Annotated in this window: 11 protein-coding genes; 3 read left to right on the plus strand and 8 right to left on the minus strand. The window is 74.3% G+C overall.

Annotated features, from left to right (window positions below):
• Positions 1-57: 57 nt before the first annotated feature.
• Genes pucD through CRP30_RS18910 form a run of 3 tightly spaced genes read right to left on the minus strand, consistent with a single transcriptional unit; the run spans position 58 to position 3,787 of the window.
• On the minus strand, positions 58-2,361 hold the full coding sequence (gene pucD, locus CRP30_RS18900; RefSeq protein WP_235003543.1) for a xanthine dehydrogenase subunit D: 2,304 nt from the start codon (positions 2,359-2,361) through the stop codon (positions 58-60).
• 29 nt (positions 2,362-2,390) lie between these two features.
• Positions 2,391-2,861: a (2Fe-2S)-binding protein gene (locus tag CRP30_RS18905; RefSeq protein ID WP_097185557.1), complete on the minus strand. Its 471-nt coding sequence runs from the start codon at positions 2,859-2,861 to the stop codon at positions 2,391-2,393.
• Between the two features lie 2 nt (positions 2,862-2,863).
• A complete protein-coding gene (locus tag CRP30_RS18910) occupies positions 2,864-3,787 on the minus strand; it encodes an FAD binding domain-containing protein (RefSeq protein ID WP_097185558.1) in 924 nt (307 codons plus the stop codon).
• 262 nt (positions 3,788-4,049) lie between these two features.
• Here CRP30_RS18910 and CRP30_RS22575 point away from each other — a divergent pair, with 262 nt between their 5' ends.
• Positions 4,050-5,924: a hypothetical protein gene (locus CRP30_RS22575; RefSeq protein WP_097185559.1), complete on the plus strand. Its 1,875-nt coding sequence runs from the start codon at positions 4,050-4,052 to the stop codon at positions 5,922-5,924.
• A gap of 30 nt (positions 5,925-5,954) precedes the next feature.
• On the opposite strand, the gene CRP30_RS18920 is transcribed toward CRP30_RS22575, so the two are convergent.
• The gene (locus tag CRP30_RS18920) at positions 5,955-6,800 is read right to left on the minus strand and encodes an SDR family NAD(P)-dependent oxidoreductase (protein WP_097185560.1); all 846 of its coding nucleotides are present in this window, start codon (positions 6,798-6,800) and stop codon (positions 5,955-5,957) included.
• A gap of 74 nt (positions 6,801-6,874) precedes the next feature.
• Here CRP30_RS18920 and CRP30_RS18925 point away from each other — a divergent pair, with 74 nt between their 5' ends.
• On the plus strand, positions 6,875-7,888 hold the full coding sequence (locus tag CRP30_RS18925; RefSeq protein WP_097185678.1) for an iron-containing redox enzyme family protein: 1,014 nt from the start codon (positions 6,875-6,877) through the stop codon (positions 7,886-7,888).
• Positions 7,889-8,031: 143 nt separating this feature from the next.
• Positions 8,032-9,552, plus strand: coding sequence for a methyl-accepting chemotaxis protein (locus tag CRP30_RS18930; RefSeq protein WP_235003544.1), 1,521 nt, complete (start codon positions 8,032-8,034; stop codon positions 9,550-9,552).
• A 9-nt stretch (positions 9,553-9,561) separates the two neighbouring features.
• Here the strand turns inward: CRP30_RS18930 and CRP30_RS18935 are convergent, their stop codons facing one another.
• The 4 genes from CRP30_RS18935 to CRP30_RS18950 form a co-directional block, all read right to left on the minus strand.
• Positions 9,562-10,446, minus strand: coding sequence for a bile acid:sodium symporter family protein (locus tag CRP30_RS18935; protein WP_097185562.1), 885 nt, complete (start codon positions 10,444-10,446; stop codon positions 9,562-9,564).
• Positions 10,447-10,569: 123 nt separating this feature from the next.
• Positions 10,570-10,887 (minus strand): CDGSH iron-sulfur domain-containing protein, encoded by a 318-nt coding sequence (locus tag CRP30_RS18940; RefSeq protein ID WP_200814855.1) that lies wholly within the window; start codon positions 10,885-10,887, stop codon positions 10,570-10,572.
• Between the two features lie 79 nt (positions 10,888-10,966).
• The gene (locus CRP30_RS18945) at positions 10,967-14,077 is read right to left on the minus strand and encodes a bifunctional [glutamine synthetase] adenylyltransferase/[glutamine synthetase]-adenylyl-L-tyrosine phosphorylase (protein ID WP_097185563.1); all 3,111 of its coding nucleotides are present in this window, start codon (positions 14,075-14,077) and stop codon (positions 10,967-10,969) included.
• A complete protein-coding gene (locus CRP30_RS18950; RefSeq protein WP_097185564.1) occupies positions 14,074-14,814 on the minus strand; it encodes a type 1 glutamine amidotransferase in 741 nt (246 codons plus the stop codon). The genes CRP30_RS18945 and CRP30_RS18950 overlap by 4 nt, the downstream gene beginning before the upstream one ends.
• Positions 14,815-14,859: the final 45 nt, after the last annotated feature.

Raw genomic sequence — 14,859 nt, forward strand, 5'->3', positions numbered from 1 at the left:
CCCGACGGCGCGCAGGAGAACAACCGGGGTCCCGGCGGTGATCTCCAGGTTGCGCGGTCAGGTGCCGGTGATGTGCTCCGGACGGATCGGCACCCGGCGCAGGGGCCTGCCGCACGCGGCCCGGACGGCGGCGGCGACGGCGGGACCCGACGAGATCGTCGGCGGCTCCCCCACCCCCCGGACGCCGTACGGCGCGTGCGGATCGGCGTACTCCAGCACCTTCACCTGCATGGGCGGCATGTCGAGGATCGTCGGGATGAGGTAGTCGGTGAACGACGGGTTCCGCACGTGCCCGTCGGTCACCACGATCTCCTCCATCAGCGCCAGGCCCATGCCCTGCGCCGACCCGCCGTGGATCTGGCCGACGACGGCGTCGGGGTTGATCGCCTTGCCGACGTCCTGCGCGGTGTCCAGCGCGACCACCTTCACCAGGCCGAGCTCGACGTCGACGTCGACGACGGCACGGTGCGCGGAGAAGGCGAACTGCACGTGGGCGTCACCCTGCCCGGTCTCCGGGTCGATCGCGTGGGTGGGCCGGTGGCGGTACTCCCTCGTCTCCTCGACCGCGTCCTCGCCGAGCACCTCCGCCAGTCCGGTCAGCACCTCGCCCGAGGCGCCGACGATCTTCTCGCCGTCCAGTCGCAGCTGGGACACCTCGCGGCCGAGCGACGCGGCAGCCCGCGCCAGGACGACGTCCCGCACCGCGACGCAGGCCGCCTGCACCGCTCCCCCGGTGACGTAGGTCTGCCGTGACGCCGACGTCGACCCCCCGGAGCCGACGGCGGTGTTCTTCGGATGGACGACGACCCGCTCGACGCCGAGCTCGGTGCGGCAGATCTGCTGCTCGACGGTGATCAGGCCCTGCCCCACCTCGGCGGCCGCGGTGTGCACGGTGGCCACCGCCTCGCCACCGGTCATCTCCAACCGGACGCGCGCCGTCGAGTAGTCGTCGAAGCCCTCGGAGAACCCGATGTTCTTGTAGGTCACCGCGTAGCCGACCCCCCGGACCACGCCCTCGCCGTGCGTGGTGTTCCCGACCGAGCCGGGCAGCGCCCGTAGGTCGGCGTCCGCGTCCCGCTGTGGCGGCAGCGGCAGGTCGGCCACGATCTGCAGCAGCTCCGCCACCGGCGCCGCCGAGTCGATGAGCTGCCCGGTGATGTTGCGGTCGCCCTCGCGCATGCCGTTGCGCTGCCGGACGGTCACCGGATCGAGGCCGACGGCGTCGGCTAGTTCGTCCATGAGCGCCTCGTGGGCGAACGCCGCCTGCACGCAGCCGAAGCCGCGCATGGCGCCGCAGGGCGGGTTGTTCGTGAACACCCCGTAGGCGTCGACCGCGACGTTCGGGATCCGGTAGGGGCCCAGGCCGAGCGTGCCGGCGTTGCCCACGACGGCGGCGGTGGACGACGCGTAGGCGCCGCCGTCCAGGAGGACCCTCGCCCGCGCGTACACCAGCGTGCCGTCGCGCTCGGCGCCGAACTCGTAGGTGAGCCAGGCCGGGTGCCGGTGCACGTGCCCGAAGAAGGACTCCTCGCGGCTGTAGCTCATCTTCACCGGCTTCCCGGTGCGCAGGGCCAGCAGCGAGGCGTGCACGTGGACCGAGAGGTCCTCCCGCCCGCCGAACGCGCCCCCGACCCCGGCGAGGTGCAGCCGCACCTTCTCCGGCGGCATCCCGAGGGCCAGGCACATCTGCCGCTGGTCGACGTGCAGCCACTGGGTGGCCACGTAGAGATCGACGCCGCCGTCCTCGGCCGGTACCGCGAGCCCCGACTCCGGGCCCAGGAAGGCCTGGTCCTGCATGCCGACCTCGACGTCGAGGGAGACGACCACCGGCGCGGTCACCGACTGGTCGCCCCGACGCAGCTGCAGGTGCCGGACCAGGTTGCCGGGGCGGTGCACGGCCGGGGCGTCGTCGTCCATGGCGTGCCGCGGGTCGGTGACGGCGGGCAGCACCTCGTACTCGACCCGGATCCGCGCGGCCGCCCGACGGGCGGTCTCCGGGTGGTCGGCCGCCACGAGCGCGACAGGTTCCCCCTCGTACCGGACGAACTCCACGGCCAGCACCGGCTGGTCGGCGTGCTCGAGCCCGAAGGCGTTCTCGCCGGGGACGTCATCGGCGGTGAGCACCGCGGTGACGCCCGGGACCGTCAGCGCCTCCGTGATGTCGATGCCGCGGATGCGGGCGTGCGGGTGCGGACTGCGCAGCGTCACCCCCCAGACCATGTCGTCGTGCCAGAGGTCGCTGGCGTACGCGAACTCGCCGGTGACCTTGAGCGTCCCGTCAGGGCGGAGCGGGCTGTCGCCGATCCGCCCCGGCGTGGTGGTCGCCGTCGTCGCGGGACGGGTGCCGGCGTCGGTGCTCACGGAGGGGCCGGAGTGGCCACTTCGGCCCCTCATGGCCGGGCCTGCCGGGCAGCGGCCAGGCGGACCGCGTCGAGGATCTTCTCGTAGCCGGTGCAGCGGCAGAGGTTGCCGGCCAGCGCCTCCCGGATCTCCAGGTCGGACGGGTCGGGCACCCGTTCCAGAAGGTCGTGGGCGGCGACGAGGAGACCCGGCGTGCAGAACCCGCACTGGACGGCGCCCGCCTCGACGAACGCCTCCTGCACCGGGTGCAGCTCCCCCTCGGTGGCCAGCCCCTCGACCGTGGTCACCTCCCGGCCGATCGCCTGCCCGGCCGCGACCAGGCAGGCGCAGACCGGCTCCCCGTCGAGGTAGACCGTGCAGGACCCGCACTCCCCCTGCTCGCAGGCGTTCTTCGACCCGGGCAGGCCCATCCGCTCGCGCAGCACGTAGAGCAGGCTCTCGCCCGCCCACACATCGTCGACCTCGTGCTCGGTCCCGTTCACGGTGGTGGTGATGCGCATGCTCAGGCCGCCTTCCGCAGGTCCTGCTGGTACTCGGCCCAGGCCCAGGTCACCGAGCGCCGCGCCATCACCGCGAGGGAGTGCCGCCGGTAGGCAGCGCTCCCCCGGACGTCGTCGATGGGGGACGCCGCGGCGGCCACCCGCTCGCCGAAAGCGCGGGCCAGGCCGTCCGGCAGGTCGCCCCGGGACTCCCAGAGGCCGGCGGACTCCAGTTCGCCGGCCAGGAACTCCTCAGCCTCCGGCGCCCGGCGCGGCGTGGGTGCGGCCGAGCCGATCCCGGTGCCGACCGCCCGACGGTCGGGGTGCAGCGCGCAGGCGAACGCCGACACCGCGATGACCATCGCGTTGCGCGTCCCCACCTTGCAGAACTGCTGCGGCCCCACCGCCTCCGGCACCAGCACCGCCGCGATCAGCTCGTCCGGCTCCAGCGCGTTGCGCTTCACCCCGGTGAAGAACTCCGCCGCCGGGATCCGGCGCACGCCCCGGGCGGCCGACTCGACCTCGACCACGGCACCGGCCGCCAGCAGCGGCGGGTGGGCGTCGCCCGCCGGTGACGCCGACCCGAGGTTGCCGCCGACGGTGCCCCGGATCCGGATCTGCGGGGACCCGACCGTGCGGGCGGCCATCGCCAGCCCGGGCAGCCGGGCGCCCAGGTCGTCGATGATCCGGGAGTACGGCACGCCGGCACCCAGCCGGACCGTGCTGCCACCCACCCCACCGGTGGCACCCACCCCACCGGTGCCGTCCTCGACCGTCCACTCCCGGAGCTCCGGCACCCGCCCCAGATCCAGCAGCGCGCCGGGACGCCTGCGGTCGAAGTTCAGGTCCACCATGACGTCGGTACCGCCGGCGATCGGGACGGCGTCCGACCGCTCGGCCCGTACGGCGAGGGCGTCGGCCCACGACGTCGGTTGCAGGAAGTCCATCGATCCTCCTCGCCGCGCACCGGCAGTCTTCCTGGAGACAACCGCGCCGGACCGGGCGTGGCAAGGGCGCCGCGACCTCTGTTACCCGACTGCCGGTCAACCTGCCCCGCGTATGTGACGCCGTTGTTTCCGCTGGATCGACAGGCGACGGCCGGTCCGTGCGCCGAGGGCGGCCTACCCGTCCGGGGGCACTTCCCGCGCGGCGGACGGGCCCCCGTGTCCGGACGCCTACGATCTCGCCCGTGCGTCAGGAGAGGATCGCGTGACCGAGGTCGTGGAGGCGCCCACGGCGCCGCACGTGGTCGCCGAGACGCAGGGGTCGACGAGGTCCCCCGAGCCGCGTCCCCGGCGCCGGCTGTCGCCGTCGCACCGGGTCCAGCTGGCCGCAGCGGTCCTGATCGTGGGGCAACTGCTGGTGCGCGGCTGGATCGCTCTCGCAGGCGCGCTTTCGCAGGACGACCTCGTCGTCGCCGGCCGCTCGGCCCGGCTGCCGCTCTTCTCGGCGGAGTTCCTCTTCCCTGACGCCGACCGCTTCGCCCCGCTGGCCGACCTGCTCACCGCCGCGCTCACCCGGATGGCTCCCCTCGAGTACTGGCCGATGGCTGCGGCCCTCGTCGTCCTGCAGGCGCTGGCCTTGCTCGCCGTGCTCCGCCTGCTGCGGTTGCTCCTGGGCGACCGCCCGGTCCTCCTGCTCCCCCTCGCGCTCTACCTGTTCTCGCCCCTGTCCCTCGCCGCGTTCGACAACTGGTCCGCCGCGGTGACCGCGGTGCCGTTCCAGGCCGGCCTGGCCTGGGTCTGCGGCGACGCCCTCGCCCTGCACCGCACCGGGCGGCGGATCCGGTACGCCGTGTCGGGCACCCTCGCCTTCGGCATCGCGCTCTCCTTCGGTGAGCAGGCCGTGGTGATCCCGGCGGTCGCGGCGATCCCGGTGGTCGCGTTCACCGTCCTCGCCGTCGTCCTCCGCCAGTCCGGCGAGACGACACCCGTCCTGGCGACCGCCCGCCGGGGGCTGTGGCTGTGGATCGGCCTGGCAGCGACGTCCGCCGCGCTGGTGTGGCGGTCCGGCTCCGCGGTGCTGCCGCGCACCGTCCCGGACGACCAGTCCGGGACACTGGCCACCGCGGTCGACGCCGTGGGCACGACCCTCACCGACGGCATCCTGCCCGCGCTCCTGGGCGGGCCGCTGTTCTGGCGCGACTTCGGGACCTGGGCCGATCCGCCGACCGCGCTCGTCGCGGCCGCCGTGGTCGTCGTCGCCGTCGCGGGCTGGCTGGCGCGGCGGCGGGAGGGAGGCGGCCTGGTCTGGCTGCTGCTCGCCGGCTACATCCTCCTCAGCGTGCTGGTGCTCGTCGTCGGCCGGCTCACCAGCGGCGCGACGGCCGAGTTCGCGCTCGACCTGCGTTCCTTCGCCGACATCGCGCTCGTGACCGCGATCGCGGTCGCGCTCCTGGTTCGCGCACCGGTGCGGGACGGGACCCGGACGGGGTTCCTCGACCGCACCGAACGCCGGGACGCCGCGGTCCTGCTGACGATCTTCTTCGTCGGGCTCAGCCTGTGGTCGACGGCGAGCTACGACCAGACCCGGAACACCCAGCCGGCACGCGACTACCTGGCCACCGCGCAGCGCAGCCTGCTGACCGCCGAGGCACCCGTCCTCGACCACGCCGTCGCGAGCTCCGTCGTCTGGGGGCTGTCCGCTCCCTACAACCGGGTCTCGTGGGTCTTCGCCCCGGCGGGCGTCCGGACGTCGGCCAGCACGGACGACCCGAAGGTGCTGGGCGCGGGTGGCCACCTCGTCGACGCCCGGGTGGCCGGCGGATACGCGTCAGTGCCGGGCCCCGAGCCCGCGTGCGGTCACCGTGTCCGCCCCCTCGGGACGACGGACGTCCCCCTGGCCGATCCGGCCGGGGAGGCCGACTGGACGGTCCAGCTGAACTACCTCGCCGGCAGCGACGGCTGGATCCTCGTCTCGCTCGGGAGCGGGGAGGGAGAGGTGGCCCCGGTGCGCAAGGGCGTCAACGCCGTCTACCTGTCGCTGCGCGGGGAGGGCGACCGGCTGCGCGTCAGCGGTGAGACGCCGGGCATGGCGCTGTGCATCGACCGTGCGATGGTCGGCGTCCTCGAGGCCGCGGACTGACCGGACCGACGGGGTGCGCGACCGGGACCCTCAGCGGGTGCGCCGCTCCACGGACCGGGCGGCCAGGCGACGGATCCCCCCGGACCGCGCCGAGAGGACCCGGTCCAGGGTCCGGCCGATCGGCGGCAGCTCCCCGAGGCGGGCCAGTCCGGCCCACCGCGGGACGGCGACCGTGCGGGAACCGCGGGCGTCGAGGCACCGGGCGATCTGCTCGCCGACCCGGTCGGGCGCGATGCCCCGGGAGAGCCGACCGGCGGCATCGGCGTCGGACTCGGGCGGGTGCCCGTGCCCGCGGGCCAGCCACTCGGTCTCGACGAAGAACGGGTTCACCGTGTGCACCCGCACCCCGCGAGCGGTGACCTCGCGGCGCAGACCCTTGACGAACCCGTGCACCCCGGCCTTGGTGGCCGAGTAGACGGTCAGCGGGGGCACCTGCGACCAGGCCGCCGCCGAGGACACCGCCACCACGTCGGCCCGGCCGTGCTCGCGCGCCGAGGTGAGCAGGTGCGGCAACGCGAGCCGGGTCAGTTCGATGACGCCGGTGAGGTTGAGGGCCACGATCCCCTCGACCACCTCTCCGGGCATGTCCTCGAGCAGACCGGCCCAGCCCAGCCCCGCGTTGAGGACGATCCCGTCGAGGGACCTGTGCTCCGCGAGGACCCGCTCGAGCAACCGGGCCCGATCGGCGGCGTCCGCGACGTCGGCCACCACCGTGCTGACCCCGGGCAGGCTGCCGACGGCCTCGTCCAGCCGGTCCCCGCCCCGGGCGCAGGTCACCACCCGGTAGCCCTCTCCGGCGAGCCGGGTGACCGTCGAGCGGCCGATACCGGCGCTGCCGCCGGTGACGAGGACGACGCGGTTCTCCGGAGCGGTCATGGCTGCCTACTACCCACGGGCGACATCACATTCCCGAGGGCATCGAAGCCGGCTCACCGGGCATGATCGGAACCATGCGCCTGCCCGAACCCCGTGGCCCGCTGAGCCAATCGCTCTGCCGCGACCTGCTCGACCGCACCTCGCCGTCCGCCACCACGACCGAGCAGGCCGACCGCGTCGCCGCGGGCGGCTCGGACGCCCTCACCGACGAAGACCTGCAGATCAGCCTGGCGATCCTGTACGAGCTGCACTACCGCGGCTTCGACGGCGTCTCCGAGGACTGGGAGTGGGACCCGGCGCTGCTCAGCGTCCGCGCCGGGCTCGAGCGTCGCCACCTGGCCGCGCTGCGCGAGCTGGTCGGCCCGATCCAGGTGGGCGAGGACGCCATCGACCGCCAGCTCACCGCGCTCATCGCCGCCGACGACGGACCGTCGCTGTCCTCGTTCATGGCCAAGCAGGGCACCCTCGACCAGTGGCGGGAGTACCTCACGCTGCGGTCGGTCTACCACCTCAAGGAGGCCGACCCGCACACCTTCGCCATCCCCCGGCTGTCCGGACGGGCGAAGGCGGCGATGGTGGAGATCCAGGCCGACGAGTACGGCGGCGGCAGCGCCGCACGCATGCACAGCGAGCTCTTCGCCGGGCTCATGACCTCCCTCGACCTCGATGCGGCCTACGGGGCGCTGTGGGACGACGCTCCGGCCGTCGCGTTCGCCTCGGTGAACACCATGTCCCTCTTCGGCCTGCACCGACGGTGGCGCGGAGCTGCGCTCGGCCACCTGACCGCCGTCGAGATGACCTCGTCCGAGCCGAGCCGGCGCTACTCGGCCGGCCTTCGCCGGCTCGGCTACGACGCACGGGTGACCGTCTTCTACGACGAGCACGTGGAGGCCGACGCCGTCCACGAGCAGATCGCCTCGGTGGACATGTGCGGCTCGCTCGTCGCCGAGGAGCCGGAGCTCGCCGTCGACGTCCTGTTCGGCGCCGCCTGCTCGCTCGCCATGGACGGGCTGGCGGCCACCCAGCTGCTGGGTGCCTGGGAGACCGGCCACTCGGCGCTGCGCGGACAGGGCCGGCTCGCCGCCTGATCCCCCGGAGCGCTCCCCAGACCTGTTGCGTACGACTGAAGTCGGGCGCTCCGATGCCGAAGACCCCTCAGGCGGGAATCGGCGGTCTCGGAACAGCAGGAGTGCATATGTGGAGTCGTCAGGGCACAGCCGGACGAGTGTCGGTGGCCGCGACGGCTGCACCGAAGGACGTCGAGGCGCTGGAGCGGGTGATCGCCGCGCTGGGCACCGACGTCGGCGACGAGGTGGTCGCCCACGAGCGCATCCTGGGCAGCCTCGTCGGCTCGCTCGACCTCGCCTACGGCGCCGCCTGGCTGCCCGACGGCGAGGGTGACTTCACCATCCGGGTGACGCAGGGCGACCTCGCCCCGACCATGGCCGACGCCTGGACCGACGGCACCGTCATGGTGTCCGGCGCCGGCTACGGCGGCCAGGCGCTCCGCGACCGGGTCCCCGTCCTCATGGACAGCGCATCGGACACCTCCGGCTGCCCCCGGTGGCGGACCGCCGCCGCCGCCGGCGCCCGGCAGGGCTGCTTCCTCCCCGTCGTCGAGGACGGCCGGGTGACCGCCGTACTGGAGTACTACAGCCGCCGGGAGCTGCCGTTCTTCGGTGGCCGCGCCGAGAAGTGGGACGCCATCGGCCGACTCGTCGGCCACGCCCGCCGGAGCGCCCTGGCCACCGCCCAGCTGCGGGAGAACCTCGACGACCGGCTGGCGGTCACCACCGTCGTCGGCAAGGTCGGCGAGGCACGGGACGAGGCGACCGCCCTGCGGACCGCGCTGGAGACGGTGCGCACGGCCTTCGGCTGGGCGTACGGCTCGTTCTGGGCGCTGGACGAGACGACGAACGTGCTGCGCTTCGACGTCGAGTCGGGCTCCGCGGGTGAGGAGTTCCGCAAGGTGACGCTCAGCGCCAGCTTCGCCGAGGGCGTCGGCCTCTCCGGCCGCGCGTGGCGTCAGCGGGACCTCGTCTTCGTCCGCGACCTGGCCCAGGTGACCGACTGCGTGCGAGCACCCGCCGCCCAGCGCGCCGGCGTGCGCTCCGGCGTCTGCTTCCCGATCACCGCCGGTGGCCGGGTCATCGGGACCATGGACTTCTTCACCACCGCGACCATCGAGCTGTCGGAGTCCCGCGGCTCGGCGCTGCGCAACGTGGCCCAGCTGGTCTCCCAGCGCCTGGACATCCTGCGCCGCGCGGAGGCCGACGCGGTCAACTCGCGCGCGCTGCTGGAGACGGTCGACCGGCTGCGTCAGGCCGCCGACGACGCGGGACGGGTGGCCGAGAAGGCCGTCGCCCAGGCGTCGTCGATGACGGCGGAGGTCGAGGCCCTCGGGACCGCCTCGGCCGCCGTCGACGACGTCATCCGCATCATCGGCTCCATCGCCGACCAGACCAACCTGCTCGCTCTCAACGCCACCATCGAGGCGGCCCGCGCCGGCGAGCTCGGCCGCGGCTTCGCCGTCGTCGCCAGCGAGGTCAAGGACCTGGCCCGGGAGACCGCCGGCGCCACCCAGCGGGTCTCCGAGCAGGTGGCGGGCATCCAGTCCAGCAGCCGGTCGGTGTCGGCCGGCATCCACGCGACCAGCGAGGTCATCGGCGAACTGGACGCCGTCCAGGCGCGGATCGGCGAGGTGCTCGAGCAGCAGGTGGAGATGGCGAAGGCGTTCGACACCGGGCGCTGACCCGGCGGGTCAGCCCCGGGCGGCGACCTCGTCCACCCGACGGGTCGAGCGCGTGATCGCCCAGCCGAACGCCGCCGCCACCGGGAACATCAGCACGCCGTAGACGGCGGCGGGCACGGCGAGCTCCACGCTGCCGAGCACGCTGATGGCCACCGCGATGGCGAGGGTGCTGTTGTGGATGCCGATCTCGAAGGCGCTCGCGATCGCCTGCCGCTGCGTCACGCCCAGCGCGCGGGGCACCAGCAGACCCACCGTCAGGCTGAGCACGCAGAAGAGCACCGCCGGCAGCCCGATGTCGCGCAGGTAGCCGGTGATGTTCTCCCGCTCGGCGACCATCGTGCCCACGATCACCAGCGCGAGGACCACTGCCGACAGGATCCGCACCGGCTTGTCCATGCGGTCGGCGAACTCCGGTGCGCGCCGGCGGATCAGCATCCCGATGGCCACCGGCACGAGGACCACGGCGGACACCTGCGCCGTCTTGCCGAACTGCAGGCCGAGGGAGCCGGCGTCGGCGGGCTCGAAGTACTCGATCGCCAGGTTGGTGATGACCGGCAGGGTCACGACGGCGATCAGCGAGTTCACCGCGGTCAGGGTGATGTTGAGGGCGACGTCGCCGCGGAACAGGTGGCTGAACAGGTTGGCCGTCGTGCCACCGGGCGAGGCGGCCAGCAGCAGCATGCCGACGGCCAGGATCGGCGGCAGGTCGAAGGCGAGGACCAGCCCGAAGCAGATCGCCGGCAGGACCAGCAGCTGCAGCAGCAGCGCGATGACCACCGCCTTCGGCTGCCGCCCCACCCGCCCGAAGTCGCCCGGGGTCAGGGACAGGCCGAGGCCCAGCATGACGATGGCCAGGGCCGCGGGCAACAGGACGGTGGCGAGCGGGGAATCCACGGGGCGCTCCGATCAGGCGACGGACAGCCCGGCGGGCCGTCGAGCAGTACGTCGCGTGCATCCTGCGTCATCCAGGTCACATTGCCGATCACCGGACACGCCCGGGTGAATCGTCGTCGCCGGTCAGTCGCCGGTGGCGCGCGCTTCCCGGAGGAGCTGGGCAGCCGGACGTGGCCGGCTCGGGGCGCTGGGCGCCGAGAATCCGGAACGCTTGTGCGAGCCGTCGCAGAACGGCTTGATACCGGACTTCCCGCACCGGCACAGGGCGATGGTGTCCCGGCCGGGATCGATCTCGTTGCCGTCCTGGTCGAGGAGCCGGAAGTCCCCGCGCACGATCAGCGGACCGTCCCGGTACGGCGTGATCGTCGCGCCCGAACCCGCGTCAGGTCCGGGTTCGACGTCATCGGGCAGCTCGGGCTCGGCGGACAGGAAGGGCGACACGGTCCTGCACTGCCCCGGACCTCCGACCGGCACACGCCGGGCGGGGATCCCGGCCCGCACGGGTGACCGGTGGCGGTCTTCAGCCGTCGGTGGCCCGGCCGTAGAAGACGTGCTCGACGACGGAGCGGGCCTGCCGGGTCGTCCGGCGGTAGTCGTCGATGAACTGTCCCGGATCGGTGTCCGGGCCGTAGCCGCAGGCCCGGGCGACGCCGGCCAGCTCCAGCCCGGGGCGCGGCAGCTGGTCGCTGGGACGCCCCCGCACCAGGAAGATCGCGTTGCGGGCCCGCGTGGCCAGCTCCCACGCCGCGCGGAGCACCTGGGCCTGCTCCGGGGTGAGGTGCCCGGCGTCGCCCAGCGCGCCGAGCGCCTCGACGGTCGGCTGCACCCGCAGCTCGCTCTCCCCGGCCGCGTGCTGCAGCTGGAGCAGCTGCACCGTCCACTCGACGTCGGCCAGACCGCCCCGCCCGAGCTTGGTGTGGGTGGCGGGGTCGGCCCCCCGGGGCAGCCGTTCGCGTTCCACGCGGGCCTTGATCCGCCGGATCTCGGCCACCTGCTCGTCGCTGAGGCCGTCCACGGGGTAGCGGATCGGGTCGATCATCGCGACAAAGTCCTCGCCGAGCTGCCGGTCGCCGGCCACCGGGACGGCACGCACCAGTGCCTGGATCTCCCAGACCGACACCCAGCGCTCGTAGTACTCGCGGAACGCCGACAAGCTCCGGACCAGCGCCCCCTGGCGGCCCTCCGGGCGGAGATCGGCGTCGATCTCGAAGGCCGGGTCCGGCGCCGGCTCGCTCAGCAGACGCCGCAGCGTGTGGGCGACGGCGTTCGCGGTCGCCGTCGCCCTCGCCTCGTCGGCGCCCTCCCGCGGCCGGTGGACGAAGAGCACGTCGGCGTCCGAGCCGAAGCCCATCTCTCCCCCGCCCAGCCGGCCCATGCCGATGACGGCGAGGTCCGTGGGCATGTCCGCGACGTCCAGCCCCACCTCCAGCGCGTGCGCCCGCGTCGCGACGTCCAGTCCGACCTGCAGGGTGGCGGCCGCGATGTCGGTGAGCGCCTGACCCAGCCGGACGACGTCCAGCCTCCCGAGGAGGTCCGCCGCGGCGACCCGCAGCAGCTCCTGCCGGCGGAGCCCGCGCAGCACCCGGATGCCCGCCTGCGGATCCGGCGCCCGGCCGGCCGCCTGGCGCCAGGCGCCGGCCAGCGTCGCGACCCCGCGCGGCTCCAGCTGCTCGTCGTCGGCCAGGAGCCGGAGCGCCTCCGGGGTGCGGGTCAGCAGGGACGCCACGTACTGGCTGGAGCCCAGCAGCTGGGCGAGGCGTTCGGCGACCTGGCCCTCGTCACGCAGCAGCCGCAGGAACCACTGGTTGCCCCCGAGGGCCTCGCTGACCTGGCGGTAGGCCAGCAGGCCGGCGTCGGGGTTCGGGCACGCGGCGAAGGTCTGGAGCAGGACCGGCAGCAGGTACTTCTGCATCGACGCCGAGCGGGACACCCCGCCGGTGAGCGCGGCCAGGTGCCGGAGCGCGCCGTCGGGGTCGGCGAAGCCGAGCGCGCGGAGCCAGTCCCCCGCCGCCTTCGACCCGAGGGCCAGGTGCTCGCCGGGGACCCGGGCGACCGCCGACAGCAGCGGGCGGTAGAAGAGCTTCTCGTGCAGCCGCCGCACCTCGCGGGTGTGCAGGGACAGCTCGGCGTCGAGGACGTCGGTGGCCTCGCCACGGTGGTCGGGCTTGTAGCCCAGCGAGCGGGCGAGCCACCGCAGCTGCTGCTCGTCGGTGGGCAGCAGGTGGGTGCGGCGCAGCCGCAGCAGCTGCAGGCGGTGCTCGACCGTGCGCAGGAAGCGGTAGGAGGCGATCAGCGTGGCGGCGTCCTCCCGGCCCACGTAGCCACCGGCCGAGAGTGCCTGCAGCGCCGGCAGGGTGCCGCCGACCCGCAGCGTCGGATCGGCGCGTCCGTGCACCATCTGCAGGAGCTGGACGGCGAACTCGACGTCCCGGAGGCCGCCGCGGCCGAGCTTGAGCTCCCGCTCGGCCTGCGCGGGCGGGATGTTGGCCTCCACCCGCCGCCGCATGGCCTGCACCTCGCCGACGAAGCCGGGCCGGTCGCCTGCCTTCCACACCAGCGGCCAGAGCGCGTCGACGTAGGCCAGCCCGAGGTCGGGGTCCCCGGCGACCGGCCGCATCTTCAGCAGCGCCTGGAACTCCCACGTGCTCGCCCACTGCTGGTAGTAGGCCTCGTGCCCGGCGACGGTGCGGACCAGGGCGCCCGCCTTCCCTTCCGGCCGCAGCGCTGCATCGACCTCCCAGGCCGCCTCGTGGCAGATGCGCATCAGCGCCGCGGCGACCCGGGTCGCGCTGGACAGGGCCGCGCTCTCGGAATCGCTGGGGTCGACCGGCTCGGCCACGAAGACGACGTCCACGTCGCTGACGTAGTTGAGCTCCCGGCCACCGGTCTTGCCCAGGGCGATGACCGAGAGGCGGCAGGGCGCGGCCGATGCCGGCTGCTCGGCGACGGCGAGGGCGAGGCCGGCGGTCAGGACGGCCCCGGCGATGTCGGCCAGCTCCGCGGCGACGTCCTCGGTCGGGACGCCGTCGCCCAGGTCGCGCCCGGCGAGGGACAGGATCGCGCGGCGGTAGGCCAGCCGGAGCTCGCGGATGCGCTCGGGCGAGGCGTCGGGCGCGCCCTTGCCCAGTCGCACACCCCACGGCGGGTCGTCCGGGTCGGCGCCCACGGCGGTCAGCATCTGCCGGCGCAGGTCGTCCGGGGACGGCCGGTCGTGGCCGCGCGGCATGCCGTCGCCGTCCTCGTCGAGGACGGCCCAGTCGGCCGGGTGGGCGGCCAGGTGGTCGGCCAGCCCCGAGCTGGCGCCGAGCACGGCGAGCAGGCGGCCACGGAGCAGGCCGGAGCCGCGCAACCCGGCGAGCAGCGACGCTGCCGCGCCGCCGTGCGGGTCGGAGCTGTCGAGGGCCTCGACCAGCCGGTGCAGCGAGCGCAGGGCGAGGTCGGGGTCACCGGCGCGGGCCAGCGCGGCGACGACGGGGCCGGCCTCGGGATCGGCGGGCTCGTTGCGCTCCATGTCCCACAGGCCGAGCGCCGGGTCGGACAGGAGCAGCGCCGCGCGGGCGCCGTCCTCGAACCCGAAGCGGATCAGCCGCACGACCGCCCGGCGCGGGACCTCCGCCTCGGCAGCGGTCATGCCGGCTGCTGGGCGCGCGTGCGGACCAGCTCGACGAACCGGCCGGCGAACGGGCGCCAGGCCTCCTCCACGTGCGGATGGGCCTCGTCGGAGAGGCGGCAGATCGTCTCGCGGTCGTACGGACTGGCGGCGACGCCCACCACGTCACGCTCGGCCCACTCGTGAATGATCTCCGGCGCCGTCTCGATGTGGAACTGGAGCCCGTAGACGTGCCGGCCGACCCGGAAGGCCTGGTGGGCGTACATCGGGCTGCTGGCCAGCAGCGTGGCGCCCGTGGGCAGCTCGGAGATCTCGTCGTGGTGGAACTGGAGCACGTCGGGGGTCAGCGGCAGCGGGGAGAACAACGGGTCGCCGTCCGCCGCGTCGCGCTTGGCGACGAGCGAGGCGCCCACCTCCGGGCCGTCGATGCCCTCGCGCACGCGCCCGCCACCGACCTGGGCCAGCAGCTGGGCGCCGAGGCAGATCGCCAGCGTGGGGAGGTCCGCATCCAGTGCCTGCCGGAGCAACCCGCGCACACCGACGAGCTCGGGGCTGGTTCCCTCGTCGTCCAGGGCGGACTGCGGACCGCCGAGGACGACCATCCCGTCGAACCCGTCGAACCCGTCGAGGCCGTCCGGCAGCTGGTCGCCGGAGCCGAGGCGCCGCTCGTCCAGCTCGGCACCGGCGTCCCGCAGCCACTCGCCGAGTCGCGCCGGCGGATCGGTCTCGTGCACGACGACGACGAGCAGACGGGCCACGCGGACGAGGTTAGTTGACGGAGGATCGGAGCCCCCGCGCCTCGC

The sequence above is a fragment of the Blastococcus haudaquaticus genome (genome assembly GCF_900230285.1).
Taxonomy (GTDB): Bacteria; Actinomycetota; Actinomycetes; order Mycobacteriales; family Geodermatophilaceae; genus Blastococcus_B; species Blastococcus_B haudaquaticus.